Consider the following 25,141-nt stretch of genomic DNA (forward strand, 5'->3'; position numbering starts at 1 on the left):
ATGACAACCTACGCCGACTACACGACCGGCGAGCCGGTCGCCGACACCAAGGCCCCGGCCGGACCCGTCAACGAGCGCTGGGACACGCGCCGTTTCGAGGCGAAGCTGGTCAACCCCGCCAACCGGCGCCGGAAGACCGTCATCGTCGTCGGCACCGGCCTCGCGGGCGGCTCCGCGGGCGCGACGCTGGCCGAACAGGGCTACCGCGTCGTCCAGTTCTGCTACCAGGACTCCCCGCGCCGCGCCCACTCCATCGCCGCCCAGGGCGGCATCAACGCGGCGAAGAACTACCGCAACGACGGCGACTCGATCCACCGCCTGTTCTACGACACTGTCAAGGGCGGCGACTTCCGCTCCCGCGAGTCCAACGTGCACCGGCTCGCGCAGATCTCCGTCGAGATCATCGACCAGTGCGTGGCGCAGGGCGTGCCCTTCGCCCGCGAGTACGGCGGACTGCTCGACACCCGCTCCTTCGGCGGCGTGCAGGTCTCCCGCACCTTCTACGCCCGCGGCCAGACGGGCCAGCAGCTGCTGCTCGGCGCCTACCAGGCGCTCAGCAGGCAGATCGCGGCCGGGAACATCGAGATGCACGCCCGCACCGAGATGCTCGACCTGATCGTGGTGGACGGCCGGGCCCGCGGCATCGTCGCCCGGGACCTGATCACCGGGAAGATCGACACCTACTTCGCGGACGCCGTCGTCCTGGCCAGCGGTGGCTACGGCAACGTCTTCTACCTCTCCACCAACGCCATGAACTCCAACGCGACCGCGATCTGGCGGGCGCACCGGCGCGGCGCCTACTTCGCCAACCCCTGCTTCACGCAGATCCACCCGACCTGCATCCCGCGCACCGGCGACCACCAGTCCAAGCTGACGCTGATGAGCGAGTCGCTGCGCAACGACGGCCGGATCTGGGTGCCCAAGGCCAAGGGCGACGACCGGCCGCCGAACAAGATCCCCGAGGACGAGCGCGACTACTACCTGGAGCGCATCTACCCGTCCTTCGGCAACCTCGTCCCCCGCGACATCGCCTCCCGCGCCGCGAAGAACGTCTGCGACGAGGGCAGGGGAGTGGGTCCCGGCGGCCAGGGCGTCTACCTGGACTTCGCCGACGCCATCAAGCGCATGGGCCGCAAGGCGGTCGAGGCCAAGTACGGCAACCTCTTCGACATGTACCAGCGGATCACCGACGAGGACCCGTACCAGGTACCGATGCGGATCTACCCCGCCGTGCACTACACGATGGGCGGCCTGTGGGTCGACTACGACCTCCAGACCACGATCCCCGGCCTCTTCGCCGTCGGCGAGGCCAACTTCTCCGACCACGGCGCCAACCGGCTGGGCGCCTCCGCGCTGATGCAGGGCCTGGCCGACGGTTACTTCGTGCTGCCGGCCACCATCAACGACTACCTCGCCCGCACCCCGCACCAGGACGACGTGGACGACGACCACCCGGTGGTGCAGGAGGTGCTGGCCGAGACCGAGGACCGGCTGAACCTGCTGCTGTCCGTCGACGGCGACCGCACCCCGGACTCCTTCCACCGGGAACTGGGCGAGCTGATGTGGGAGTTCTGCGGCATGGCCCGCACCGACTCCGGACTGCGCAAGGCGCTGGAGCGCATCCCGCAGATCCGCGAGGAGTTCTGGCGGCGCATCAAGGTCCCGGGCACCGGCGAGGAGTTCAACCAGTCGCTGGAGAAGGCCAACCGCATCGTCGACTACCTGGAGCTGGCCGAGCTGATGTGCCTCGACGCGCTGCACCGCTCCGAGTCCTGCGGCGGCCACTTCCGCGAGGAGTCCCAGACCCCGGACGGCGAGGCGGCCCGCAAGGACGACGAGTTCGGCTACGCCGCCGCCTGGGAGTTCACCGGCACCGGCGAGGCCCCCACCCTGCACAAGGAAGACCTGGTCTTCGAGTACGTCCACCCCACCCAGCGGAGCTACGCATGAAGCTCACCCTGCGCGTCTGGCGGCAGAAGAACGCCGACGCCGACGGCGCCATGTCCACGTACGAGGTGGACGGCATCTCCAGCGACATGTCCTTCCTGGAGATGCTCGACACCCTCAACGAGGAGCTCATCCTCAAGGGCGAGGACCCGGTCGCCTTCGACCACGACTGCCGCGAGGGCATCTGCGGCGCCTGCTCGCTGGTCATCAACGGCGACGCCCACGGCCCCGAGCGCACCACCACCTGCCAGCTGCACATGCGGTCCTTCCAGGACGGCGACACCATCGACGTCGAGCCGTGGCGGGCGTCCGCCTTCCCGGTCGTCAAGGACCTGGTCGTCGACCGCTCGGCCTTCGACCGGATCATCCAGGCCGGCGGCTACATCACCGCGCCGACCGGTGCCGCGCCGGAGGCGCACGCCACACCGGTGCCGAAACCGGACGCCGACCTCGCCTTCGAGCACGCGGAGTGCATCGGCTGCGGCGCGTGCGTCGCGGCCTGCCCGAACGGGGCGGCGATGCTGTTCACCTCCGCGAAGGTGAACCACCTGAACGTCCTGCCGCAGGGCGCGCCCGAGCGGGAGACACGGGTGCTGGACATGGTCGGGCAGATGGACGCGGAGGGCTTCGGCGGGTGCACCCTCACCGGCGAGTGCGCGACGGCCTGCCCGAAGGGCATCCCGCTGGTCTCCATCACCAGCATGAACAGGGAATGGCTGCGCGCCACGCGCAAGGTGGCGAAGCAGTAGCCCCGACGACGTTCGCCGAACGGTGCGGACGGACGGGGCCGGGAGAGGTGCTCCTCCCGGCCCCGTCTCGCTTTCGCGCCCGGCATTCAGGAAGCGCACATCCGCGCTCCCGGCGGTCGTCATGCGCAGTACAGCCGGCGTCGGAAGAACTGGGGGGAGCCGTCCCCACGACACCGTCCCCACGGCACCGTTCTCACGACCAGGAGAGCACCCATGACCGGCGTACTGACCGCTGACCGTCCCCCGAAGAAGCCCGCCGCGCCCCGCCGCTACACCGTCGCCCTCGCCCGCGACGAGGACGACGTACGGGCCGCGCAGCGGCTGCGGCACGACGTGTTCGCCGGGGAGATGGGCGCGCTGCTGGCGAGCCCGCGGCCCGGGTACGACGTCGACCCCTTCGACGCGTACTGCGACCACCTGCTCGTGCGCGAGGAGACCACCGGGCAGGTCGTCGGCACCTACCGGCTGCTGCCCCCGGAGCGCGCCGCGGTCGCCGGACGGCTGTACGCGGAGAGCGAGTTCGACCTCGCCGCGCTGGACGCGATCCGGCCCTCCCTGGTCGAGGTCGGCCGCTCCTGCGTGCACCCCGACCACCGCGACGGCGCCGTCATCGGACTCGTCTGGGCCGGCATAGCCCGCTACATGACCGACCGCGGCCACGCCTGGCTGGCGGGCTGCTGCTCACTCCCGCTCGCCGACGGCGGGGCCCTCGCCGCCGGTGCCTGGGACCGGGTGCGGACCAGGCACCTGGCGCCCGAGGAGTACCGGGTACGGCCGCTGCTGCCGTGGGTCCCGCGCCCGGCGGCGCCCGCCGCCCGCACCGAGCTCCCGGCGCTGCTGCGCGGCTACCTCCGGCTCGGCGCCTGGGTCTGCGGGGAGCCCGCGCACGACGTGGACTTCGGCGTCGCGGACCTGTACGTGCTGCTGCCGATGAGCCGGGTCGACCCGCGCTACCTGCGCCACTTCCTCTCGCTCGCCCCGGCCTGATGAGCGGCTGGCTGCCGCCGGCACCCTGCACCCCCGCCGCGTGCGTGCAACGGTCCCCGGCCGCGGCGGCGGTGCCGCGCGCCGTGCTGCGGCTCACCGCGGTCGCCGTGCTGCTCCTCGCCGGGATCGCTGTCGTGCTCGCGCCGTCCGGCCTGCGGCGCAGGCTGCCCGAGGCACTGGTGCGGCGCTGGTGCCGGTGGATCGTGCGGGCCGCGGGGGTCCGGGTCCGCGTCACGGGGGCCGCCGTCCCCACCGGCGGGCTGCTCCTCGTCGCCAACCACGTCTCCTGGCTCGACATCCCGCTGCTGGCCGCCGTACGCCCCGCGAGGATGCTGGCCAAGAGCGAGATCCGGCGCTGGCCGGTGGCGGGCGGGCCGACGGCGCGCGCCGGGGTGCTGTTCATCGAACGGGACCGGCCGCGGGCCCTGCCGGGCACGGTCGACGCGATCGCGCGGGCCCTGCGCACGGGCGCCGCAGTGGCCGCCTTCCCCGAGGGCAGCACCTGGTGCGGACGCGCCCACGGACCCTTCCGCCGTGCCGTGTTCCAGGCCGCCCTGGACGCCGGGGTGCCGGTCCAGCCGGTCCGGATCCGCTACCGGGCGGGGGAGCGGGCGGTGAGCACGACGCCCGCGTTCGTCGGCGTGGACACCCTGCTCGCCTCCCTGTGGCGGGTGGCGTCGGCGCGTGGCCTGACCGCCGAGGTGGAGGTGCGGCCGGCCGTACCGCCCGGCCGCCACCGCGACCGGCGTGCCCTGGCCCGGGCCACCGAGGACGAGGTCCACGGTGACCAGGGGAAAGCACCTTCGAAAAGTATGTGTGCTTTGTGAGGTATGTGCCGTTTCCTTACCGCTGGATGCGGACAACCGGAAGGCAGGCACTCGAAAGGAGGGTGATGGCAGATGATCACCCGTGAAGAGATCGCCAACGTCCTGGACCAACCGGTCTACGACGGGGACGGCAACAAGATCGGCGACGCCAAGCATGTCTTCTTCGACGACATGACCGGGCGCCCCGAGTGGGTGAGCGTCAAGACGGGCATGTTCGGCTCCGCCGAGTCCTTCGTGCCCATCCGCGACGCCGCGCTGGTGCAGGACCACCTCGAGGTTCCCTACGGCAAGGACCAGGTCAAGGGCGCGCCCTCTGTCGACGTCGACGCGGGCGGCCATCTGTCGGAGACCGAGGAGCACCGGCTCTACGACTACTACGGCATCAACTGGGACAGCGTGCTGTCCGAGGCCGAACGCACCGACGACGGCCGCTGGGCCGCCGGACCGGGCACGGCGGGCACGGCGGGCGCGGCCGGCGCCGCCGGAGCGGCGGGTGCGGCGGGCATGGCCGGCCGGACCGGCGAGGCCGGCGACAGGGACATGCGCGGCGCGGCCGGTACCGGCGGCATGACCGGTCGCCAGGACGCGGCGGAACGCGAGGCCATGCGCGGCGACGAGGCCATGACCCGCTCTGAGGAGCAGATGCACGTCGGCGTCGAACGGCACGAGTCGGGCCGGGCCAGGCTGCGCAAGTACGTGGTCACGGAAGAGGTCCAGCAGACCGTTCCGGTGACCCACGAGGAAGTGCGCGTGGTGCGCGAGCCCATCACGGACGCCAACCGTGACGAGGCCCTGGCCGGACCGGAGATCAGCGAGGCCGAGCACGAGGTCACGCTGCACGCGGAACGCCCCGTCGTGGAGACGGAGACGGTACCGGTGGAGCGCGTCCGGATGACCACGGAGGAGCTCACGGAGAACGAGACGGTGCGCGGCCAGGTCCGCAAGGAGCGCATCGAGGCCGAGACGGAGTCCTTCACGGAGGACGAGACCGGCCGGGGCGGCAAGCGGCGGGGCCGCGAATGACCGTCCCCCGGACCCCGCGGACTCGTCAGCGCGGGACCGTGCGCCGGTGAAGGGACTTCACCGGCGCTCACGGCCGTCCAGGGCCCGGGCCAGATAGGGCGCGGTGGCGCTCCCATCGGCGCCCGCCACCTCGGCGGGCGTCCCGGCGGCCACGATCCGGCCGCCCGCGTCGCCGCCGCCCGGACCCAGGTCGATCACGTGGTCGGCGCCGGCGACCACACCCATGTCGTGCTCGACCACGACCACCGTGTGCCCGGCGTCGACCAGACCGTGCAACTGGCGCATCAGCACCTCGACGTCGGCCGGGTGCAGACCGGTCGTCGGCTCGTCGAGCAGATACAGGGTGTGGCCGCGGCGCCCGCGCTGCAACTCGCTCGCCAGCTTGATGCGCTGCGCCTCCCCGCCGGACAGCTCGGTCGCGGGCTGGCCGAGCCGCAGATAGCCGAGGCCCACGTCCAGCAGCGCGGCCAGGCTGCGGGCCGCCGCCGGTGTGTCCGCGAAGAACTCCGCCGCCCCCTCCACCGTCAGGTCCAGCACCTCGGCGATGTTCCGTCCCCGGTAGGCCACTTCGAGCGTCTCGGGGTTGTAGCGCGCCCCGTCGCAGTCCGGGCACGGCGCGTACGTGCTCGGCAGGAACAGCAGCTCGACGCTGACGAAGCCCTCGCCCTGGCAGGTCTCGCAGCGCCCTCCCGCCACGTTGAAGGAGAACCGGCCCACGCCGTAACCCCGCTCCCGCGCCTGGCCGGTGGCGGCGAAGACCTTGCGCACGACGTCGAACAGGCCCGTGTACGTGGCCAGGTTGGAGCGCGGGGTGCGGCCGATCGGCCGCTGGTCCACGGAGACCAGCCGGTCCACGCCCGCCAGGTCCTCGGTGATCTCGCCGACCAGGGTCGACTTCCCGGAGCCGGACACGCCGGTCACCGCGGTGAGCACCCCGAGCGGGAACCGCGCGGTCACCCCGCGCAGGTTGTGCCGGGTCACCGGGCCGACGGTCACCGTGCCGCGCGGGGCGCGCGCCGCGCGGACGGGCGCGGGGGAGCGGTGGAAGAGGTGACGGGCGGTGGCGGACTCCGCGACCTCGGCCAGCCCGTCGACCGGGCCGCTGTACAGCACCCGCCCGCCGTGCTCCCCGGCCCGCGGACCGACGTCCACGATCCAGTCGGCGCCGCGCATCACGCCCAGGTGGTGCTCCACCACGAACACCGAGTTCCCGGCCGCCTTCAGCCGCGCGAGCACCGTCAGGAGCGCCTCCGTGTCCGCCGGGTGCAGTCCCGCCGAGGGCTCGTCGAGGACGTACACCACCCCGAACAGCCCGGACCGCAGCTGGGTCGCCAGGCGCAGCCGCTGCAACTCGCCCGCCGACAGGGTGGGGGTGGGCCGGTCCAGGCTCAGATAGCCGAGCCCCAGCTCGACGACGGGCGCGATCCGGGAGGTCAGGTCCTCGGTCAGCACCCTGGCCGTCTCGCCCTCGGTCGGCAGCAGGGCGGCCAGCTCGGTGAGCGGCAGCGCGGCCAGCTCGGCGACGGTGCGGCCGCCGACGGTCACCGCGAGCGCCTCGGGCCGCAGCCTGCCGCCGCCGCACACCGGGCAGGGCGCGCTGGTGAGGAACCGCTCCGCCTTCGCCCGCAGCGTGGCGCTCTTCGAGTCCGCGAACGTCTTCAGCACGTAGCGCCGGGCGCTCATGTACGTGCCCTGGTAGGGCCGCTGGATGCGGTCCGCGTCCCGCACCGGGTGCACCGTGACCACCGGCTGGTCGTCGGTGAACAGGATCCACTCCCGCGCTTCGGCGGGCAGCTCGCGCCAGGGCCGGTCCACGTCGTACCCGAGCGCGTCCAGGACGTCCCGCAGGTTCTTGCCCTGCCAGGCGCCCGGCCACGCGGCGATCGCACCGTCCCGGATCGACAGCGAGGGATCGGGGACCAGCAGCTCCTCGGTGGTGCGGTGCACCCGGCCCAGCCCGTGGCACCGAGGGCACGCCCCGGCCGCGGTGTTCGGCGAGAACGCGTCGGAGTCCAGCCGCTCGGCGCCCGGCGGGTAGTCGCCGGCGCGGGAGAAGAGCATCCGCAGGGAGTTGGAGAGGTTGGTGACCGTCCCCACCGAGGAACGGGACGTCGGGGTCGCCCGCCGCTGCTGGAGCGACACGGCCGGCGGCAGCCCGGTGATCTCGCCCACCCGGGGGGCGCCGACCTGGTGGATCAGCCGGCGGGCGTAGGGCGCGACCGACTCGAAGTAGCGCCGCTGCGCCTCCGCGTAGACCGTCCCGAAGGCCAGCGACGACTTCCCCGAGCCCGAGACCCCGGTGAACACCGCCACCACGTCCCGGGGGACGTCCACGTCCACGCCCTTGAGGTTGTGCTCGCGGGCGTCGCGCACCCGGACGTACGGGTCGTGGGGGCTGTGCATCGCGGAGGGCTCCGTACGGTGGGGGGACAAACCCCGCGATTCTACGCCGGGGTGCCGAGCGGCCCCGTACCGGTGACCCGGGCGAGCCGCCGGTAGGAGTCGAGCAGCGCGGCGCGGTCGTACGTGCTGGTGGTGACCAGGACCTCCTGCGCCCCGGTCTCCTTCACCAGCCGCTCCAGCTCGTCGGCGACCTGCTCCTCGGTGCCCGCGACGTGGCCGGCGAGACCGGCCTCGTACAGCTCGCGTTCCTTCGCGGTCATCGTCCGGGCCTCGACCTCCTCGGCCGGCGGCAGCGGCGGGAAGGAGCCGCGTGTGCGGGCGTGGGCCATGGACCACGCCTCCGGGACCAGGAGCCGCCGGGCCGCCTCGGGCGTGGCGGCCACCGCGACGGTCCCGGAGACGACGACGTACGGCTCCCGGCTCCACTCGGAGGGGCGGAACCCGGCGCGGTAGCGGTCGATGCCGCGGCGCATCCGGTCCCGGTCGCGCAGGTCCCCGATGACCATCGGCAGGCCGGCCCGGGCGGCGACGGCCGCGCCCTCGCCCATGGCCAGCACGAACGGCGGTACGGTCAGCCCTTCCGAGGGGCGCGCGTGCACGCCCGTGGGCGAGGTGCCCCGGAACCAGCCGAGCAGCTCGGCCAGTTGCGCGTCGAAGTCCTCCGCGTCGTCCTTCTCCCGGCCCAGCGCCCTGCGGACGCCGTCGGTGAAGCCGACCGAGCGGCCGAGACCCATGTCGATCCGGCCCGGGAAGAGCGACTCCAGCACGCCGAACTGCTCGGCGACGACCAGCGGCCGGTGGTTGGGCAGCATCACGCCCCCGGTGCCGACGCGGATGCGGTCCGTCGCCCCGGCCACGGCGGCCGCCAGCACGGTCGGCGCCGATCCGGCCACCCCGGGCACGCCGTGGTGCTCCGCCACCCAGAACCGGTGGTAGCCGAGCCGCTCCGCCTCCCGGGCCAGCTCCACGGTGTCGCGCAGCGCCTGACCGGCGGTGCGGCCGGCCCGGATGCGGGAACGGTCGAGGACGGAGAAGCGGGTGGTGGCGAGTGCGGAGGTCACATGGTGTGCAACGCTCCCACGCCCCACAGATTCCCGGCGGCGCGCTCTAGGGTGGGGCGGGTGAGCGACAGCAGCAGGCCCCCGGTGGCCGTGTTCGACCTGGACAACACCCTCGCCGACACCGCGCACCGGCAGCGGTTCCTGGAGCGCCGGCCGCGCGACTGGGACGCCTTCTTCGCCGCCGCGCCGCACGATCCGCCGCTCGCCGAAGGCATCGCGCTGGTGCGGGAGAGCGCGAAGGAGTGCGAGATCGTCTACCTGACCGGACGGCCCGAGCGCTGCCGCCGGGACACGCTCGACTGGCTGGCCGCGCACGGCCTGCCGGACGGGACCGTGCACATGCGCGGCAACGCCGACCGCAGGCCCGCCCGGCGCACCAAGCTGGAGATCCTGCGCCGGCTCGCGCGGACCCGCGAGGTCCGGGTCCTGGTGGACGACGACGAGCTGGTCTGCGACGACGCCGAACGGGCCGGTTTCCCCGTGCTCCGGGCACGCTGGGCGGCCCGGTCGGCCGAGCTGCGCGCGGCGCAGGAGCGCGAGGGCCGCACCTGAGGGACGTGGGCGTCCGAGGGGCTCGGGGGCGTCAGTCCGACTCCTCCAGGCGGAAGCCGAGCTTGAGACCGACCTGCCAGTGCGCGACCTGGCCGTCCTCGATCTGGCCGCGCACCTGCGTCACCTCGAACCAGTCCAGTTTGCGCAGGGTCTGCGAGGCGCGCGTGATGGCGTTGCGGACGGCCTGGTCGACGCCGTCGGGCGAGGTGCCGACGACCTCGGTGACCCGGTAGGTGTGGTTCGACATGCGGGTGCTCCCTTCCGCGGGGCGGCGGTGTGCCCTGCGTCACTCCACCGTGCCCCACGTCGGGGCGGAGCGCGAGGCATCGGCCTCGGAGGTGGAAACCGTCCGGTACCTCCCGGTGCCTCCCCTTGACCTTTGTAATGGTCCATACCAAAATCCCAGACACCCGTTCGAGCCTCGGGCTCGTCCCCCACGTCGGGTCTCTCTTCGCGTGTGCAGGACACGCCTGCCTGCGCCCTCTGTTCGTCAGTCAGAAGGACCCCTCGTGAGACGTCGCCTCCTCGCCCTTGTCTGTGTGTCCGCCTCCGTGCTCAGCGGCTGCGGCCTGGTCTCGCGGGACGGCGGGAGCGAGCGGCGCACCGTCACCGTGTGGCTGATGAAGGACAGTGCCTCGCAGGACTTCCTGAAGCGGTTCACCGAGGGCTTCGAGGCCGACCATCCCGGCCTCGACCTGGACATCCGCATCCAGGAGTGGACCGGGATCGGCGACAAGGTGCAGGCCGCGCTGAGAGCCGACGGCTCGGACGGACCCGACGTCGTCGAGGTCGGCAACACCCAGGTGCCGCAGTACGCGGAGGGCGGCCGACTGCAGAACCTGACCCTGGAGTCGATGCGCGACTGGGGCATCCGCGACTGGCTGCCGGGTCTGGCCGAACCGGGGCAGTGGATGTCCCAGCAGTTCGGCATCCCCTGGTACGCCGCCAACCGCGTCGTCATCTACCGCAAGGACCTCTTCGAGCAGGCCGGCGTCGAGGGACCGCCCCGCACCCGTGAGGAGTGGCTCACCGCCACGGAGAAGCTCGACAAGGACGGCGACCAGGGCATCTACCTCGCCGGCCAGGACTGGTACACGCTCTCCGGCTTCATCTGGGACGAGGGCGGCGAACTGGCCACCCAGGACGGCGAGGGCGGCTCCTGGACGGGCGCCCTGGACTCCGAGGCGGCCCTGCGCGGCATGGACTTCTACCGCGAACTGCAAGCCCTGGGCGACGGCCCGGTCGACGCCGACGAGGAACACCCGCCGCAGTCCGGGGTCTTCGCGAAGGGGCGGGTCGCGCAGATCGTCGCCGTGCCCGGCCTCGCCCAGTCCATCGTGCGCGACAACCCCGACCTCAAGGGCAAGATCGGCTTCTTCCCCGTGCCCGGCAAGAGCGCCGGCAGGCCCGGCGCCGTCTTCACCGGCGGCTCCGACCTCGTCGTGCCGAAGAACACCGACCAGGAGGAGGGCGCCCTCGCCGTGATCGAGGCGCTCGCGGGCGAGAAGTGGAACACCGACCTGGCCCGCACCATGAACTACGTCCCGAACAAGAAGTCGCTCGCCGAGGAGGTCTCCGGCGAGGAGGGCATCGAGGCCATGGCGGCAGGCGCCGCACAGGGCCGGGCCACCCCCGGTACGCCCCGGTGGGGCGCGGTCGAGGCGGACAACCCGATCAAGGCGTACATGACGAAGGTGCTCACCGGGGCGGACGCGAAGTCGGAGGCCCGCAGGGCCTCCGACCGCGTCACCGAACTGCTGGACGCCAACGCGCGCTGACCGGCCCGCTCAGCGCGCCACGCTCAGCGGGCCACGCTCAGCGACAGGGCGAAACGGCCCTCGCCGTCCGTCCACCAGTGGGCCAGGTCGAGCCCGGCCGCCGCCAGCTCGGCCCGCACCCCCTCCCGCCGGAACTTCGCGGACACCTCGGTGCGCAGCTCCTCCCCGCCCGCGAAGTCCACGGCCAGGTCGAGCGCCTGGATCTTGACGGTCTGCGCGGTGCGCGAGCGCAGCCGCATCTCGATCCACTCCCGTTCGGCGTTCCACAGCGCCACGTGCTCGAAGGCCGCGGGCGCGAAGTCGGCCTCCAGCTCACGGTTGACCACCGACAGCACGTTCTTGTTGAACTCGGCCGTCACCCCGGCCGCGTCGTCGTACGCGCGGACCAGCACCCCCTCGTCCTTGACCAGGTCCGTGCCGAGCAGCAGGCTGTCGCCCGGGGAGAGCAGGGCGCGGACGGAGGCCAGGAACCCGGCGCGCTCCTCGGGCAGCAGATTGCCGAGGGTGCCGCCGAGGAACGCCACCAGCCGCGGTCCCGGCGTGTCGGGCAACGTCAGCCCGGCGGTGAAGTCGGCGATCAGCGCGTGCACCTGGAGCCCCGGACGCTCGGCTACCAGCGCCTGCCCGGCCTGGGTGAGGGCGCTCTCGCTCACGTCGACCGGCACATAGCCGCGCAGCCCGGTCCGCTCGGTCAGCGCGTCGAGCAGCACCCGCGTCTTCTCCGAGGAGCCGGAGCCCAGCTCGACCAAAGTGCGGGCACCGGTCGCCGCCGCGATCTCGCCGGCCCGGTCGACCAGGATCTCCCGCTCGGCCCGGGTCGGGTAGTACTCCGGCAGCGCGGTGATCGCCTCGAACAGCTCGCTGCCCCGCGCGTCGTAGAACCACTTCGGCGGCAGCCACTTGGGCGTGCTCGTCAGGCCCGCCAGGACGTCGGCACGCAGGGCGGCGTCCGTGGCGTCCTCGGGCAGCGTCCGGGTCAGACGGAACTGGCTCACGTGCGGGGCTCCTTCGCAGAGACGAAAGCGTCTGCCGGGGCGGTCTCGCCCGGCACCTTGAGCGGGGTGAGCCGCACGTCCGTGCCGCTCGCCGCGAGCAGGGTCCGGTCGGGGACCTCCTGCCAGCGCGGGTCGTCGTCGTAGGGCTCCGAGGCGACGACCGTGCCGCCGCCCGGACGGGACAGGTACCAGAGGGTGTCGCCCCAGGTGGTGGCGGTGACGCTGGAGCTGTTGGTGAGGAGCAGGTTGAGCCGGGAGGCGGGGGCCGCCGCGGCGACCTCCAGCACCGTCTCGGCCAGCGCCCGGCCCTCGTCGTCCCCGGCGCGCAGCCGGGCCAGGACCAGCGCCCACACGAGCGCCGAGTCGTTGCGCGCCTCCAGGGACAGCAGCTGTCCGGGCGGCAGCGTCGCGGCCACCGGCGCCAGCGAGTCCGGCCAGCCCGCCACGGCGCCGTTGTGGCTGAACAGCCAGGTCCCCGCGGCGAACGGCGCCGCGGCCGCCTCCGCGTCGGCGCCGGACAGCGTCGCGTCCCGTACGGCGCCCAGCAGCGCACCGGTCCGCACCACCCGGGCCAGGTCGGCGAAGGACTGGTCCGCCCAGATCGGCCCCGCCCGGCGGTACCGGGCCGGCACCGGGTCGCCCTCGGCGTACCAGCCGACCCCGAACCCGTCGGCGTTGACCGTGCCGTACCGCTGGTGCCGCGGCGCCCACGACTGGCGGTACAGACCGTGCGGCGGCGCCACCAGAAGCTCGCCGAGCGGCTCCGCGGGGCCCACGTAGGCCAGGTGACGGCACATCAGGACGCCTCCGCCGACCGGGCGGTGCGGAACCCGGAGAAGATCTGCCGCCGGATCGGATAGTCCCAGTTGCGGAACGTGCCCCGGCAGGCCACCGCGTCCACCGCGAAGGAACCGCCGCGCAGCACCTTGTACTCGGGGCCGAAGAACACCTCCGAGTACTCCCGGTACGGGAACGCCCTGAAGCCCGGGTACGGGGCGAAGTCGCTCGACGTCCACTCCCAGACGTCGCCGATCAACTGCCGTACGCCGAGCGGCGACTCACCGGCCGGGTAGCTGCCCGCGGGCGCCGGGCGCAGGTGCCGCTGACCGAGGTTGGCGTGCTCCGGGCCCGGGTCGGCGTCGCCCCACGGATAGCGCAGGGCGCGGTCGCCGGCCGGGTCGTACCGGGCGGCCTTCTCCCACTCGGCCTCGGTGGGCAGCCGCCGCCCGGCCCAGCGGGCGTAGGCGTCGGCCTCGTACCAGCACACGTGCAGCACCGGCTCGTCGGCCGGCACCACCTCGGTCACCCCGAAGCGGCGCCGCAGCCACTGCCCGCCGTCCCGGCGCCAGAACAGCGGGGCGCTGAGGGAGTGCCGGCGGACGTGGTCCCAGCCCTCGGGAGTCCACCAGCGCGGGTCGTCGTAGCCGCCGTCCTCGATGAACGCCCGGTAGGCGCCGTTGGTCACCGGGACGGTGTCGATGAAGTACGGCGCCACCTCGCGCCGGTGCGCGGGCCGTTCGTTGTCCAGGGCCCACGGCTCGGTCGACGTGCCCATGGTGAACGGGCCGCCCGGCACCAGGACTTCCGCCGGCCCGGTGAACAGCCCCACCGGGTCCGGATCGGGGGCGGTCAGGGCCTGCGGGCCCCGGCGCAGCTGGTGCGTGATCAGCATGGTCTCGTCGTGCTGCTGCTCGTGCTGGGCGATCATCCCGAAGGCGAAGCCGGCCTCCGTCAGCCGCGTCCCGTCGAACGCGGTGCGCTCCAGCACGTCCAGGGCCCGTCCGCGCACGTCCGCCGCGTACCGCCGGGCCTCGGCGGGCGACAGCAGCGGCAGGCTCGGCCGCTCGGAGCGGGGATGCTCGAAGGCGTCGTACAGGCCGTCGATCTCCGGGCGTATCGCCTCCTGCCCGGCGACCGCGCGCAGCAGCCACTGCTCCTCCTGGTTGCCGATGTGCGCCAGGTCCCACACCAGCGGGGACATCAGCGGCGACACCTGGCCGGTCAGGTCGGGGCCCTCGACGCAGCTGGTCAGCAGCGTGGTGCGCTCGCGGGCGGTGACCAGCGTGGTCAGGGCCCGCTCACGCAGCCGCTCGGCGTCCACGGCCCCGTGGCCGGAGGTGACGGTGGCGGTGGCGGTGGGGTCGGTGTGGTCGGTGGGGTCGGTCATGAGCGGGTCTCCCTCCCGTGCGGGCCACGGTCCGCGCCGCCCGGCATGTCCAGCAGATCGTCGGCGGGGCAGCGGCCCCTGAGGACGTACCGCTCCCGGTACCCGGCGACGGCGTCGATCACCTCGGTGCCCGCGCCGAGCCGGGGCAGCGCGGCGAGCGCCGCCGTGAAGCAGGTGACGGCCGCCTCGCGCAGCTCGGGATCGGTCAGCGCGGCACGGGCCGCGTCCTCGTACAGCGGGTTGTGCGGCGCGGACAGACCGAGCGTGCGCTCGGCCAGCGGCTTGACGGCCCGGTAGGCGGTCTCGGTGGCCTCCGGGTCGTCGAACAGCGCGGCGGTCACCGCCAGCGGCACGATCCAGCCGTCGTCCCCGGGCTGCGCGTCGATCATGCGCAGCTCCAGGTGGCCGCGGGGCCGTACCGGCGGGAAGAGCGTGGTGAGGTGGTAGTCCAGGTCCTCCCGGGTCGGCGGCCGGGGCACCGGTTCGCGGGTCCACTGCCGCAGGGTCAGGCCCTCCGGCACGTCCCAGGGGCCGTCGTCGCGGCGTACGCACATCACCGGGGCGTCCAGCACGTGCCGGGCCCAGGCGCCGCGCGGGTCGCTGTCCAGCGGGGGACCGCCCGCCCGGCCTTCCCCGATCTGCGTCCACCGCAGCTGCCGGGTGGACCGCCAGCCGGTGGGCCGGCCGCCGGACAGCGGGGAGTTGGCGAACGCGGCCAGCAGGACGGCGCCCAGGTGATGGGCCAGCCACCACCGGCGTACGTGGCCCATCGGCCCGGGTTCCTCGTGACCGGCGTCCACGCACACCTGCACGGAGGCGGAGGCGCACATCATGAAGCGGCCACCGGGACCGGTGCGGTCGAGACAGGACTCCATGGCGTCGTAGCGCGGCTGACGCAGGTAGCGGCGCGGCGCCTGCCAGGGATCGTGGCCGAGGCCGACCAGGGCGAGGCCGTCCTCGCGCAGTACGGCGCGGACGGCGTCCAGGTCGGCGGAGACGGAGCGGACGCACTCCGTCAGCGAGGCGGCGGGGAGCGAACTCAGCTCCAGCTGGCCGCCGGGCTCGACGGTCAGCGCCGACCTCAGGGGCACGGCCCGCAGCGCGGTGTACATCGCGCGGAGCCGTTCGGGTGACACGGGGAGCCGCGGCGCGCGCAGCTCGTGGACGAGCCATTCCACCTCGACGCCGAGGAGTCCGGGCGGGCCGGTCTTGAAGCAGATGCCGTGGACCAGCGCCTCGACCTCGGCCTCACTGACAGCGGTACGCGGCCGGATACAGCCGCCAACCGAATCGGACATGTAGGGATCCTCCTGAGATTCCACCATGCCGCCGGCCCCTCTGCGGTGGGCCGGGCCGGCACACTCGTCCCACCCAAGACCCTCGTGCCGCTCCGCACAAGGGTGCATTTCGGGACGTTCCCGCTCGGTCATCTCCGCGATCCCCCCGTTTCCGGGGGTTTCCACGTCGTTCGCCGGTCGGGAAACTCCGTTGCACCGCATCCCCAGCATCACCCAGGATTCCCGCATGAGCACGACGGGGGAGACCGCGCCGCGCGCGGCCACGGCGTCCACGGGGGTGGCGCCGTGAGCGCGCGCCTGCGGGGCATCGCACAGCAGACCGAGCAGATCGTCGCGGCCGGTTCCTATCGCGCCTCAGACGGGCGTGAGGTGTCCCTCGCGGCGGCGATCGCGGCGGCCGGGGACGGCACGCGGATGTACGGTCCGGAGCCCGTCGAGGTGTCCGTTCCGGCCGGGGCGGGCACGGTCTTCGAGGTCACCGGCGAGAGCAGCCTGGAGGCCGCCCGGCGGCTCGGCGGCCACGTCGCCGTGCTCAACTTCGCCTCCGCGCGCAATCCGGGCGGCGGCTACCTCAACGGCGCCCAGGCCCAGGAGGAGGCCCTGTGCCGGGCCTCCGCCCTGTACACCTGCCTGCTGCGGGCGCGCGCGTTCTACGACCACCACCGCGCCCACCGCGACCCGTTCTACACGGACCGCGTCGTCCACTCGCCCGCCGTGCCCGTCTTCCGCGACGACCGGGGCCGCCTGCTGGACGAGCCCTTCACGGCCGGCTTCCTCACCTCCGCCGCGCCCAACGCGGGCGTGGTGCTGCGCACGGCCCCGGAGCGCGCCGCCGACCTGCCCGCCGCCCTCGCCGCGCGCGCCGAGCGGGTGCTGGAGACGGCCGCGGCCCACGGGTACCGGCGGCTGGTGCTCGGCGCCTGGGGCTGCGGCGTGTTCCGCAACGACCCCGCCCGGGTGGCGGGCGCGTTCCGGACATCGCTCGGCCCCGGCGGGCGGTTCGCCGGTGCCTTCGAACGGGTGGCGTTCGGCATCCTGGACCGCACCCCGGGCGCCACCGTCCGGGCGGCGTTCGAGCGCGCCTTCCCGGAGGGCGCGGGCGGCCCCGGTCAGCTCCAGCCGTAGCGCTCCCGCAGCCGCTGCCGTACGAGGTTGAACCGCATCCGGTCCAGGGCGCACGCCTCGCGGCGCATCCCGGCGTCGTGCAGGCGCAGCACCCGGTCCACGTCGACCCAGGAGTCGCGCCCCGAGCGGTCCCACGGCCCGCTCCCGATCGGCACCCACTCGCGGTCGCCGTCGTGCCGCTTGCTGGAGAGCTGCACCGCCAGCACCGTCCCGGCCGCCTCCCGGGCCACCACCAGCACCGGCCGGTCCTTGCCCCGGCCGTCCGCCTCCTCGTAGGGCACCCACGTCCAGACGATCTCGCCGGGATCGGGGTCGCCGTCGTGCGCGGGGGAGTACTCGGTCCGCACCCGGCCCACCTGCCGAGGGTCGGCCTCGGTCGTGGCGGAGGGGCCGTAACGGCCCGGGACGGTCTCGCCGTTGCTGTCGATGTCGTCGGTGAAGGCGTTCACGGCCGTACCGTACGGGACGGGTCCGCGCGGACGCGCGGGGACCCGCGTCCGGTGGCAGGCTGGCCCCGGCACGACCGTACGAGTCAGAAGGCGACGTCATGACCGACCAGCTCACCGTGAGCGTCCTGGGCACCGGCATCATGGGTGCCGCGATGGCCCGCAACCTCGCCCGCGCCGGACACACCGTCCGCGTCTGGAACCGCAGCCGGGACAAGGCGGAGCCGCTGGCCGCCGACGGCGCGCACGTCGCGGACGGCCCGGACGAGGCGGTACGGGGCGCCGACGTGGTCCTCACGATGCTCTACGACGGCCCGGCCGCCCTCGACGTCATGCGGCGGGCCGCGCCCGGGCTGAGCCCCGGCACCGTGTGGGCGCAGTCCACCACCGCGGGCGTCGACGCGGTCGCCGACCTGGCCGCCTTCGCCCACGAGCACGGCCTCGTCTTCTTCGACGCCCCCGTCCTCGGCACCCGGCAGCCCGCCGAGGCCGGTCAGCTGCTGGTGCTGGCGGCCGGTCCCGGCGTGGCCCGGGACACCGTGGCGCCGGTGTTCGACGCCGTCGGCTCGCGCACCGTGTGGACCGGCGAGGACGGCGCGGCCGGCAGCGCGACCCGGCTGAAACTGGTGGCCAACAGCTGGGTCCTCGCCGCCACCAACGCGGTCGGCGAGGTCCTGTCCCTGGCCAAGGCCCTGGGCGTGGACCCGGACGCCTTCTTCGACGCCATCGCCGGCGGGCCCCTCGACATGGGCTACCTGCGTGCCAAGGCCGGTCTGATCCGCGACGGCGCGCTGACGCCGGCCCAGTTCGCGGTCGCCACCGCCGAGAAGGACGCCCGGCTGATCGTCGAGGCCGGCGAGGCCAACGGCGTCCGGCTGGACCTCGCCGCGGCCGGTGCGGAACGCTTCGCCCGGGCCGTCGCCCAGGGGCACGGCGACGAGGACATGGCGGCGGCCTACTTCGCCAGTTTCGAGGAGAAGGCGACCGACTGAGCCCACTCGGGGTACCGGTGCACGAGACCGTCCCCGACACCGACACCGACACCGACACCGGAGCCGGAGCCGGTGCCGGACCACACCGAATCGCGAGGAGTCCGCATGTCCAAGCCGCCGCTGCCGCCCGAGGCCGTCGAACTGCTGCGCCGCCCCAACCCGTGCGTCATGGCCACCCTCCGCCAGGACGGCGCCCCCGTCACCACGCCCACCTGGTACGTGTGGGACGACGACGGCCGCGTGCTGATCAACCTCGACGCGGGCCGCGTGCGCCTGGGACACCTGCGCCGCGACCCGCGCGTCACCCTCACCGTCCTCGCGGGCGACGACTGGTACACCCACGTCACCCTCATCGGCCGCGTCGCCGAGATGCGCGACGACGAGGACCTCTCCGGCATCGACCGCCTCTCCCGGCACTACACCGGCAACCCGTACCCGAACCGGGAGCGGCCCCGGGTCAGCGCCTGGATCGAGGTCGAGCGCTGGCACGGCTGGGGCGCGATGAAGGACAGCGATCAGGCCGGCTGACGGACTGCCCGGGCGCGGCTTCGCGGCGTATGATCTTCGCGCGGCATCGCGTGTCGGTCACCGTCCGGGTGAGGCATGGAGGCGCCGCGGAGATGCCCGTGGAGGCATTGACCCGTGTCAGTCGAGTTCAACCACACCATCGTTCTCTCCCGCGACCGGGAGAAGTCCGCCCGTTTCCTCGCCGGAGTCCTCGGTCTCGAGGTCGGCGAACCGACCGGAATGTTCCTGCCCGTGACGACCGCCAACGGCGTCACCCTCGATTTCGCCACCGTCGACACCGACATCCCCACGCAGCACTACGCGTTCCTCGTCTCCGAGGAGGAGTTCGACGCCGTCCTCGCCCGGCTCGTCGAGGGCGGGGTCCCCATCCAGGCCGATCCGCACGGCCGGTATCCGCGCCGGATCAACCGCAACGACGGCGGCCGGGGCGTGTACTTCACCGACCCCTCCGGGCACGGCATGGAGGCCTTCACCCGCCCGTACGGCAGTGACCCCTCCTCGCCGCTGAACGGCGTCACGGAGGACGTACCCGGGGCCCGCTGACCGGCGTTCCCGGCACCGTCCCGCTTTCGTTGTCAGTCCCCCTCCGCATACTGGTGGCCTCGAAGTGCCGGATGCGAGGGGGACTGGCCGTGCGGATGCGGACGGTGTACAGGGGTGAACTTCCGGTCGCCCACGGGCGGTTCCACGTGGACAGCCGCCGGGAGCCGCGGGGGCCGGAGCCGTCGGAGGGCTGCGCCGGACAGACCGACGGCCTGTGCGGCCCGGCCGTCCCGGGCTGCCTCTTCCTGTGCACGGGCGTGCGCAGCGGGCCCGTCGCGCTGACCGTCGAGGTGCACGGCGCCGCGCCGCCCCTCGACGACCACTGGGAGGACGTGGTGGAGGCGTCCTTCCGGCCGCTGACCGCCTCGACCGCGGTCCTGCCCTGCGGCCACGGCACGCTGTGCGAGGTGGCCCTGCCGCCCGCCGACCACCGGGTGCGCTACTGCGGACGCGGCCTGGACGGCGGCGCGGGGCCCATGTCCTCCGCGGCGCGGGAGGCGGGGCCGGTCGGCCAGTACCTCCTCCAGTTCTGGCCGGCCCCGCCCACCGCGGACCGGGTCGTCCGGCGGACCGCCCGCGGCGCCGCACACCGGCACCACTGCGCGGGCGCCCTGGGGCCACCCGTTTCCGGGGAGCCGAGCGAGCGGGAGCGCGCCGAGATCCGGTCCTGGGGCGGGCGGCTGCCCAGCCCCCGCGTGCGGGAGGCCGGCGATGTCGCCCGCGGGCTCGTGCCGCTGGACCGGGACCTGCTCGACGCCGTCGACGCGGCGTGCCCGGCCACCCAGCGCGGTCTCGCCCGGTGGGCCGCCCGCCGCGCCTTCACCGCCGCCGGACTGGACGGCGTCGACTGGATCGCGTCCGCCCTGGCCGCCTTGGACCGCGGCGAGCCCCTGCCGGCGCCGTTCGACGACACCCAGCTGGCCTGGGAGCGGTTCTTCACCGACGACCGCACTGCCCTCACCGCGCCGGACCCGCCCGGCGTCGGCCACGGCGCCCCGCTGTGCCGGGCCCTGGCCCTGCCCGCCCTCCGCGCCGCCGCCGACCCGGACCCGCTGCGCGCCGCCCTCGGCACCCTCTTCGCCGCCGCGGCAGCCCACGGCACCGCCTACCCGACCCTGTTCGCGGAGGCCCGCCGCCGCTTCCCCGGCCTGGGCGGGGGCGCGTTGCCGGGGGCGTGACGGTGTTTCGGCGTGACGGAGGGGTGCGCCGGGGGGCCTCACGCGTCGGCGGTGGGCTTCACCAGGGGTGGTGCCGGGGCGGGGGCCCGCCGGGGCAGCAGCAGCGGGGTCGTCAGGAGTACGGCGCCCGCGAGCGCGACCGCCGTACGCGTTCCGGTCAGGCCGGCCAGCAGACCCCAGAGCGCGGTCAGCGCCGCGGTCGTCAGCTTCCCGCTGACCGTCCAGGCCGACAGCGTGCGCGCCACCCGGTCCGCGGGCGTCGACTCCAGCCGACGGGTGGCGTACAGCGGGTTGCACACGCCGACGGACGTGATCAGCCCGAACTCGACCGCCATCACCAGGACAAGGCCCGCCGTCCCCGGCCCCACGAAGGCCAGCCCGACGGGCCAGCACACCCGCAGCACCCCACTGGTGACCAGCACCCGGTGCTCCCCGAAGCGCGCCACGAGCGGCCCGGCCAGCCGCGCGCCGACCAGCCCGCCCACGCACGGCACCGCGAAGGCGAGGGAGTACTGCCAGGGCGCGAAGCCCAGATCGCCCAGCATGAGCACGGCCAGCAGCGGTGTCGTCGCCATGATCAGCCCGTTGACCAGGACCGTGTTGAGGAACAGCGGACGCAGCTCCGGCGAGGCGAGCACGTACCGCCAGCCGTCCAGCAGGTCACCGGCGCGCAGCCGGCCCGCTTCCGTGCGCCGCGGGCGCGGCTCCCCGCCCCCGATCGCGCGGATGCCCAGCGCCGAGAGGAGATAGCTGACCGCGTCGACCGCCACCGTCACCACCGGACCGAAGAGCCCGACCGCGGCCCCGCCGACCGGGGGCCCGAGCAGGGCCGCGGTCCAGGTCGTCGACTCGAACCGGCCGTTGGCCCGCAGCAGGTCCGGCGGCCGCACCAGCGCCTTGAGACAGGAACCGGCGGCGGCCCTGAACGTGATGTCGGCCGCGGCGACGACGACCGACACGACCAGCAGCTGGGCGAAGCCGAGCCGGCCGAGGACGTACGCGAGCGGCACGCTCAGCAGCACCGCGCACCGGACCAGGTCCATCGCCACCATCACCGGCCGCTTGCGCCGGAACTCCACCCACGGCCCGAGCGGCACGGCGACCACCGCGCCCACCGCGAGACCGGCCGCCGCGAGCGCCGCCACCTGGGCCGGTCCGGCGTCCAGCACCAGGACCGCGATCAACGGAAAGGCGTCGAAGGCCAGCCGCGTGCCGAACGCGCTGACCGCGTACGCCGCCCACAACCAACCGAACCCCCTCCCCAGCGAACCGCCGCCCACCACGTCCGACTCGACCGCACCCGACTCCGTCACGCCCGACATCAAAGCGAGCCGGGCCGGGTGGATCAAACAACCGGCCGGGCGGCACATACAACCGATCGTTGTACGTGTCCCCGGTGTGTCCCTACCGGGCCAGCAGGTCGCGCAGCGCCCCGGCGACCTCGCCCGGCGCCTCCTCCGCCATGAAGTGGCCGCAGCCGACGGTCCGGTGCCGCAGGTCCGGGGCCCACGCCCGCCACAGCGCGGCGGCGTCGTAGCCGAGAGCGGCACCCCAGTCCTGCTGGAGCACGGTCACCGGCATCCGCAGCCGGTTGCCGTGCTCCCGGTCCGCCCGGTCGTGCTCGACGTCGATACCGGCCGAGGCCCGGTAGTCGGCCACGATGGAGGGCACCGCCTCGCGCGACGCCTTCAGGTAGGCGGCGCGGACATCGGCGGGCAGGGCGTCCGGGTCCCGGGTCCAGACGTCGAGGAAGTGACCGAAGAACGCGTCCGGCGCGCCGCCGATCAGCTGCTCCGGCAGCCCCGGCGGCTGCGCCATCAGGTACAGGTGGAAGCCCACCGCCGCCGTCGTGCCGTGCAGGACGTCCCACATGTCCAGCGTCGGCAGCACGTCCAGCGCGGCCAGATGCGTCACCGCGTCGGGGTGGTCGAGCCCGGCGCGCACCGCGACCAGCGCGCCCCGGTCGTGACCGGCCAGCGCGAACCGCTCGTGCCCCAGCTCCCGGGCCAGAGCGACCACGTCGGCGGCCATGGCCCGCTTGGCGTACGCGGTGCCGTCCGGGTCGGCGGGCTTGTCGCTGGCGCCGTAGCCGCGCAGGTCGGGGCAGATGACCGTGTGGTCGGCCGCCAGGTCGGCGGCGACGTGCCGCCACATCAGGTGGGTCTGGGGAAAGCCGTGCAGCAGCACGACCGGGCTGCCCGTGCCGCCGACGGCCACGTGCAGGCCGATGCCGTCGGCGACCGTCACGCGTTCCTGGGTGAAGCCGGGGATGGCCGGTTCCGTGGTGGTCATGGTGGTGAGTGCCTCTCTGTTCCGCTCGTGTCCGGTCCCGCTCGTGGCACGAGTCCCGGTGACGTCTTCGAGACTGCCGCGCGCGAATCAGCAACCGATCAGCAAACGGCGAGGGGCCGCCCCGCACGCGTACCGTGGTGATCGCACGCGTGGCGGATCGGAGCGGACGGAACACGGAACATGGAAGCGGTCACGTTCGGTGTCCTCGGAGCGGTCACCGCCTGGCGCGGCCCCCGAGCGCTCGCCCTCAAGGGCCCCCGGCACCGGGCCGTGCTCGCCCGGCTGATCCTGGCCCGGCGGCGGGTCGTCCCGGTCGCCCGGCTGGTCGAGGACCTGTGGGACGCGCCGCCACCGCGGGCCGTGGGAGCGGTGCGCACCTTCGTCGGGGACCTGCGCCGCGCCCTGGAACCCGACCGCCCGCCGCGCGCCCCCGCCCGGCTGCTGGTCACCGAGGGCCCGGGATACGCCCTGCGCGCGGCGCCCGGCACCGTGGACGCGTGGCGCTTCGAGGCCGCCGTCGCCGAGGCGGACCGGCTCCCGGCCGCCCAGGCACCCGACCGGCTGCGGGCCGCCCTGGGGGAGTGGCGGGGACCCGCCTACGCCGAGTTCGGCACGGAGGACTGGGCCCGCGGCGAACGCTCCCGGCTCACCGAGCTGCGGCTGCGCGCCGTCGAACGCCGCGCGGAGCTGCTGGTGGAACTCGGCCGCGCCGCCGAGGCGGTCCCCGACCTGGACGCCCACCTCACCGAGCACCCCTGGCGCGAGGAGTCCTGGCGCCTGCTCGCGCTCGCCCTGTACCGGACCGGACGGCAGGCGGACGCCCTCGCCGTGCTGCGCCGCGCCCGTGCCCTGCTGGCCGGACGGCTGGGCATCGACCCCGGTCCCCGGCTGCGCAGGCTGGAGGCCGGGATCCTCGCCCAGGACCCGGACCTGGACCCGCCCGGCGAACCGGCGGACCCGGCGGCCCGGCTGTGGGCCCGGACGACCGAGGCGTACGACCGCACCGTCGCCGCCGGTTCCCGGGCCCGCCTGGAATCCACCGTCGGTCTGCTGCGGAGCCTCGCGGTCACCGGCGGCGGTGGCCTGGAGGCCGCCCGGGAGCACCGGCTGACGGCGGTCCAGGCGGCGGAGGAGACGGGCGACGCGGAACTGACGGCCCGGGTGATCGGCGCCTACGACGTCCCCGCCAACTGGACCCGCAGCGACGACCCCGAACTGGCCCGGAGCATCGTCGCCGCCGCCGAACGCACCCTCGCCGCCCTGCCGGAGGACCCCGCCACCGACGCGGCACGCTGCCGCCTGCTGGCCACCGTCGCCCTGGAGTCGCGGGGCGTGCGCTCCCCGCGCGGGCCCCGTGCGGCCGCCGAGGCCGAGCGGATCGCCCGCCGCCTGGACGACCCCGCGCTGCTCGCGTTCGCCCTCAACGGCGTCTTCATGCAGTCCTGCACCCGCGCCGGACTGGCCCCGCGCCGCGACGCGATCGGCGTCGAACTCGTCGCCCTCGGCACCCGGCACGGCCTGGTCAACTACGAGATCCTCGGCCATCTGATCCGGCTCCAGGCCCGCTCGGCCCTCGCCGACCTCACCGCCGCCGACGCCCAGGCGGCGGCCGTGGACCGCCTCGCCGAACGGCACGAACGGCCCCTCGTCGCCGTCTTCACCGCCTGGTACCTGGCCCTGCGGCAGGCCGCCACCGCCGGCCCCCGCGCCGACGCCCACGACCGCGCCGAGGCCGCCTACCGGTCGGCCGCCGGGCGACTCGACGGCGCGGGGATGCCGGGCCTGGAACGCGGGCTGCTGCCGCTCGCCCTGCTCGGCCTGCGCCTGGCCCACGGGCGGCCCGCGCGGGTGGACCCGGACGCGGACTGGGGTCCGTACCGGCCCTGGGCCGAGCCCTTCGCCCTGCTGGCCGAGGGCCGCGACACCGAGGCCCGCAGCGCCCTGCGGGCCCTGCCCGAACCGCCGCCCGACCTGCTCTACGAGGCCCTGTGCTGCGCCGAGGCCGCGCTCGCCCTCGCCCTCGGCGACCGCCCGGCGCTGCGGCGGACCTACGACAGGCTGCTGCCCGCGTCCGGTGAACTCGCGGGCGCGGGCAGCGGACTGCTCACCTTCGGACCCGTCGACGGCTGGCTCGACGCGATCCGCCGGGCCCTGGACGCCTGACGGCGCCGCGGCGCCGTCAGGCCGACGAGATCGGTGCACCCGCCCGAGCAGCACCGCGACCGGGGCAGGCCGCAGCGACACCGAGCG

Annotated in this window: 23 protein-coding genes; 13 read left to right on the plus strand and 10 right to left on the minus strand. The window is 74.4% G+C overall.

All coding sequences use genetic code 11. The features are described from left to right. The 5 genes from ACIRGB_RS13490 to ACIRGB_RS13510 all read left to right on the plus strand — a co-directional run bounded on the left by ACIRGB_RS13490 (window position 1) and on the right by ACIRGB_RS13510 (window position 5,533). A complete protein-coding gene (locus ACIRGB_RS13490; RefSeq protein ID WP_403862961.1) occupies window positions 1-1,950 on the plus strand; it encodes a fumarate reductase/succinate dehydrogenase flavoprotein subunit in 1,950 nt (649 codons plus the stop codon). After that, window positions 1,947-2,696, plus strand: coding sequence for a succinate dehydrogenase/fumarate reductase iron-sulfur subunit (locus ACIRGB_RS13495; RefSeq protein ID WP_403862964.1), 750 nt, complete (start codon window positions 1,947-1,949; stop codon window positions 2,694-2,696). Before ACIRGB_RS13490 ends, ACIRGB_RS13495 begins: the two co-directional genes overlap by 4 nt. Window positions 2,697-2,909: 213 nt before the next feature. Further along, window positions 2,910-3,683, plus strand: coding sequence for a GNAT family N-acetyltransferase (locus ACIRGB_RS13500; protein WP_403862968.1), 774 nt, complete (start codon window positions 2,910-2,912; stop codon window positions 3,681-3,683). Next, entirely contained in the window at window positions 3,683-4,510 is an 828-nt protein-coding gene (locus tag ACIRGB_RS13505; protein WP_403862971.1) for a lysophospholipid acyltransferase family protein, read from the plus strand. The genes ACIRGB_RS13500 and ACIRGB_RS13505 overlap by 1 nt, the downstream gene beginning before the upstream one ends. A gap of 72 nt (window positions 4,511-4,582) precedes the next feature. Next, window positions 4,583-5,533, plus strand: a complete 951-nt coding sequence (locus ACIRGB_RS13510; RefSeq protein WP_403862974.1) for a DUF2382 domain-containing protein — start codon at window positions 4,583-4,585, stop codon at window positions 5,531-5,533. Window positions 5,534-5,590: 57 nt separating this feature from the next. Here the strand turns inward: ACIRGB_RS13510 and ACIRGB_RS13515 are convergent, their stop codons facing one another. After that, a complete protein-coding gene (locus tag ACIRGB_RS13515; protein ID WP_403862977.1) occupies window positions 5,591-7,936 on the minus strand; it encodes an ATP-binding cassette domain-containing protein in 2,346 nt (781 codons plus the stop codon). A 41-nt stretch (window positions 7,937-7,977) separates the two neighbouring features. After that, a complete protein-coding gene (locus ACIRGB_RS13520) occupies window positions 7,978-8,997 on the minus strand; it encodes an LLM class flavin-dependent oxidoreductase (protein WP_403862980.1) in 1,020 nt (339 codons plus the stop codon). A gap of 60 nt (window positions 8,998-9,057) precedes the next feature. Here ACIRGB_RS13520 and ACIRGB_RS13525 point away from each other — a divergent pair, with 60 nt between their 5' ends. After that, entirely contained in the window at window positions 9,058-9,549 is a 492-nt protein-coding gene (locus tag ACIRGB_RS13525; RefSeq protein ID WP_403862984.1) for a hypothetical protein, read from the plus strand. Window positions 9,550-9,580: 31 nt separating this feature from the next. Here the strand turns inward: ACIRGB_RS13525 and ACIRGB_RS13530 are convergent, their stop codons facing one another. Beyond that, window positions 9,581-9,796, minus strand: a complete 216-nt coding sequence (locus ACIRGB_RS13530) for a dodecin (protein WP_030399431.1) — start codon at window positions 9,794-9,796, stop codon at window positions 9,581-9,583. A 262-nt stretch (window positions 9,797-10,058) separates the two neighbouring features. Between ACIRGB_RS13530 and ACIRGB_RS13535 the strand changes: the two genes are divergently transcribed. Further along, window positions 10,059-11,327, plus strand: coding sequence for an extracellular solute-binding protein (locus ACIRGB_RS13535; protein WP_403862987.1), 1,269 nt, complete (start codon window positions 10,059-10,061; stop codon window positions 11,325-11,327). A gap of 23 nt (window positions 11,328-11,350) precedes the next feature. Here the strand turns inward: ACIRGB_RS13535 and egtD are convergent, their stop codons facing one another. From egtD to egtA, 4 genes are read right to left on the minus strand one after another with little or no spacing between them, the layout of a single operon-like run. Further along, entirely contained in the window at window positions 11,351-12,322 is a 972-nt protein-coding gene (gene egtD, locus ACIRGB_RS13540) for an L-histidine N(alpha)-methyltransferase (protein WP_403862990.1), read from the minus strand. After that, on the minus strand, window positions 12,319-13,119 hold the full coding sequence (egtC, locus tag ACIRGB_RS13545) for an ergothioneine biosynthesis protein EgtC (protein ID WP_403862993.1): 801 nt from the start codon (window positions 13,117-13,119) through the stop codon (window positions 12,319-12,321). Before egtC ends, egtD begins: the two co-directional genes overlap by 4 nt. Then, on the minus strand, window positions 13,119-14,489 hold the full coding sequence (gene egtB / locus ACIRGB_RS13550) for an ergothioneine biosynthesis protein EgtB (protein ID WP_403862996.1): 1,371 nt from the start codon (window positions 14,487-14,489) through the stop codon (window positions 13,119-13,121). The genes egtC and egtB overlap by 1 nt, the downstream gene beginning before the upstream one ends. Continuing rightward, window positions 14,486-15,787 carry an ergothioneine biosynthesis glutamate--cysteine ligase EgtA gene (gene egtA / locus ACIRGB_RS13555; RefSeq protein ID WP_403863000.1) on the minus strand — a complete coding sequence of 434 codons (1,302 nt, stop codon included), beginning with the start codon at window positions 15,785-15,787 and terminating at the stop codon, window positions 14,486-14,488. Before egtA ends, egtB begins: the two co-directional genes overlap by 4 nt. A 285-nt stretch (window positions 15,788-16,072) precedes the next feature. Between egtA and ACIRGB_RS13560 the strand changes: the two genes are divergently transcribed. Further along, window positions 16,073-16,912, plus strand: a complete 840-nt coding sequence (locus tag ACIRGB_RS13560) for a TIGR02452 family protein (RefSeq protein ID WP_403863003.1) — start codon at window positions 16,073-16,075, stop codon at window positions 16,910-16,912. Here ACIRGB_RS13560 and ACIRGB_RS13565 read toward each other — a convergent pair. Further along, entirely contained in the window at window positions 16,897-17,361 is a 465-nt protein-coding gene (locus ACIRGB_RS13565) for a type II toxin-antitoxin system PemK/MazF family toxin (RefSeq protein ID WP_403863006.1), read from the minus strand. The two genes, ACIRGB_RS13560 and ACIRGB_RS13565, sit on opposite strands and share 16 nt — an antisense overlap. 98 nt (window positions 17,362-17,459) lie before the next feature. Here ACIRGB_RS13565 and ACIRGB_RS13570 point away from each other — a divergent pair, with 98 nt between their 5' ends. The 4 genes from ACIRGB_RS13570 to ACIRGB_RS13585 all read left to right on the plus strand — a co-directional run bounded on the left by ACIRGB_RS13570 (window position 17,460) and on the right by ACIRGB_RS13585 (window position 20,599). Continuing rightward, a complete protein-coding gene (locus ACIRGB_RS13570; protein WP_403863009.1) occupies window positions 17,460-18,350 on the plus strand; it encodes an NAD(P)-dependent oxidoreductase in 891 nt (296 codons plus the stop codon). Between the two features lie 105 nt (window positions 18,351-18,455). Next, the gene (locus ACIRGB_RS13575; RefSeq protein WP_403863012.1) at window positions 18,456-18,878 is read left to right on the plus strand and encodes a PPOX class F420-dependent oxidoreductase; all 423 of its coding nucleotides are present in this window, start codon (window positions 18,456-18,458) and stop codon (window positions 18,876-18,878) included. A 114-nt stretch (window positions 18,879-18,992) separates the two neighbouring features. After that, entirely contained in the window at window positions 18,993-19,421 is a 429-nt protein-coding gene (locus tag ACIRGB_RS13580; RefSeq protein ID WP_403863015.1) for a VOC family protein, read from the plus strand. Window positions 19,422-19,516: 95 nt separating this feature from the next. Then, a complete protein-coding gene (locus ACIRGB_RS13585; protein WP_403863018.1) occupies window positions 19,517-20,599 on the plus strand; it encodes a hypothetical protein in 1,083 nt (360 codons plus the stop codon). A gap of 38 nt (window positions 20,600-20,637) precedes the next feature. Here the strand turns inward: ACIRGB_RS13585 and ACIRGB_RS13590 are convergent, their stop codons facing one another. Together ACIRGB_RS13590 and ACIRGB_RS13595 are read right to left on the minus strand one after the other, a co-directional pair. After that, entirely contained in the window at window positions 20,638-21,921 is a 1,284-nt protein-coding gene (locus ACIRGB_RS13590; protein WP_403863021.1) for an MFS transporter, read from the minus strand. 82 nt (window positions 21,922-22,003) lie between these two features. Next, the gene (locus ACIRGB_RS13595) at window positions 22,004-22,891 is read right to left on the minus strand and encodes an alpha/beta fold hydrolase (RefSeq protein ID WP_403863024.1); all 888 of its coding nucleotides are present in this window, start codon (window positions 22,889-22,891) and stop codon (window positions 22,004-22,006) included. Window positions 22,892-23,071: 180 nt separating this feature from the next. Between ACIRGB_RS13595 and ACIRGB_RS13600 the strand changes: the two genes are divergently transcribed. Continuing rightward, entirely contained in the window at window positions 23,072-25,054 is a 1,983-nt protein-coding gene (locus ACIRGB_RS13600; protein ID WP_403863027.1) for a BTAD domain-containing putative transcriptional regulator, read from the plus strand. Window positions 25,055-25,141 lie beyond the last annotated feature (87 nt).

The organism is Streptomyces sp. NPDC102490 (genome assembly GCF_044765285.1).
Taxonomy (GTDB): domain Bacteria; phylum Actinomycetota; class Actinomycetes; order Streptomycetales; family Streptomycetaceae; genus Streptomyces.

Excerpts from the sequence above, each read along its gene's own strand:
- ACIRGB_RS13590 (WP_403863021.1), bottom strand. The coding sequence starts at position 21,921 with ATGTCGGGCGTGACGGAGTCGGGTGCGGTCGAGTCGGACGTGGTGGGC.
- egtC (WP_403862993.1), bottom strand. The coding sequence starts at position 13,119 with ATGTGCCGTCACCTGGCCTACGTGGGCCCCGCGGAGCCGCTCGGCGAG.
- egtB (WP_403862996.1), bottom strand. The coding sequence starts at position 14,489 with ATGACCGACCCCACCGACCACACCGACCCCACCGCCACCGCCACCGTC.
- ACIRGB_RS13505 (WP_403862971.1), top strand. The coding sequence starts at position 3,683 with ATGAGCGGCTGGCTGCCGCCGGCACCCTGCACCCCCGCCGCGTGCGTG.
- ACIRGB_RS13500 (WP_403862968.1), top strand. The coding sequence starts at position 2,910 with ATGACCGGCGTACTGACCGCTGACCGTCCCCCGAAGAAGCCCGCCGCG.
- ACIRGB_RS13490 (WP_403862961.1), top strand. The coding sequence starts at position 1 with ATGACAACCTACGCCGACTACACGACCGGCGAGCCGGTCGCCGACACC.
- ACIRGB_RS13530 (WP_030399431.1), bottom strand. The coding sequence starts at position 9,796 with ATGTCGAACCACACCTACCGGGTCACCGAGGTCGTCGGCACCTCGCCC.
- ACIRGB_RS13570 (WP_403863009.1), top strand. The coding sequence starts at position 17,460 with ATGACCGACCAGCTCACCGTGAGCGTCCTGGGCACCGGCATCATGGGT.
- ACIRGB_RS13575 (WP_403863012.1), top strand. The coding sequence starts at position 18,456 with ATGTCCAAGCCGCCGCTGCCGCCCGAGGCCGTCGAACTGCTGCGCCGC.
- ACIRGB_RS13495 (WP_403862964.1), top strand. The coding sequence starts at position 1,947 with ATGAAGCTCACCCTGCGCGTCTGGCGGCAGAAGAACGCCGACGCCGAC.
- ACIRGB_RS13585 (WP_403863018.1), top strand. The coding sequence starts at position 19,517 with ATGCGGACGGTGTACAGGGGTGAACTTCCGGTCGCCCACGGGCGGTTC.
- ACIRGB_RS13595 (WP_403863024.1), bottom strand. The coding sequence starts at position 22,891 with ATGACCACCACGGAACCGGCCATCCCCGGCTTCACCCAGGAACGCGTG.
- ACIRGB_RS13510 (WP_403862974.1), top strand. The coding sequence starts at position 4,583 with ATGATCACCCGTGAAGAGATCGCCAACGTCCTGGACCAACCGGTCTAC.
- ACIRGB_RS13515 (WP_403862977.1), bottom strand. The coding sequence starts at position 7,936 with ATGCACAGCCCCCACGACCCGTACGTCCGGGTGCGCGACGCCCGCGAG.
- egtA (WP_403863000.1), bottom strand. The coding sequence starts at position 15,787 with ATGTCCGATTCGGTTGGCGGCTGTATCCGGCCGCGTACCGCTGTCAGT.
- ACIRGB_RS13600 (WP_403863027.1), top strand. The coding sequence starts at position 23,072 with ATGGAAGCGGTCACGTTCGGTGTCCTCGGAGCGGTCACCGCCTGGCGC.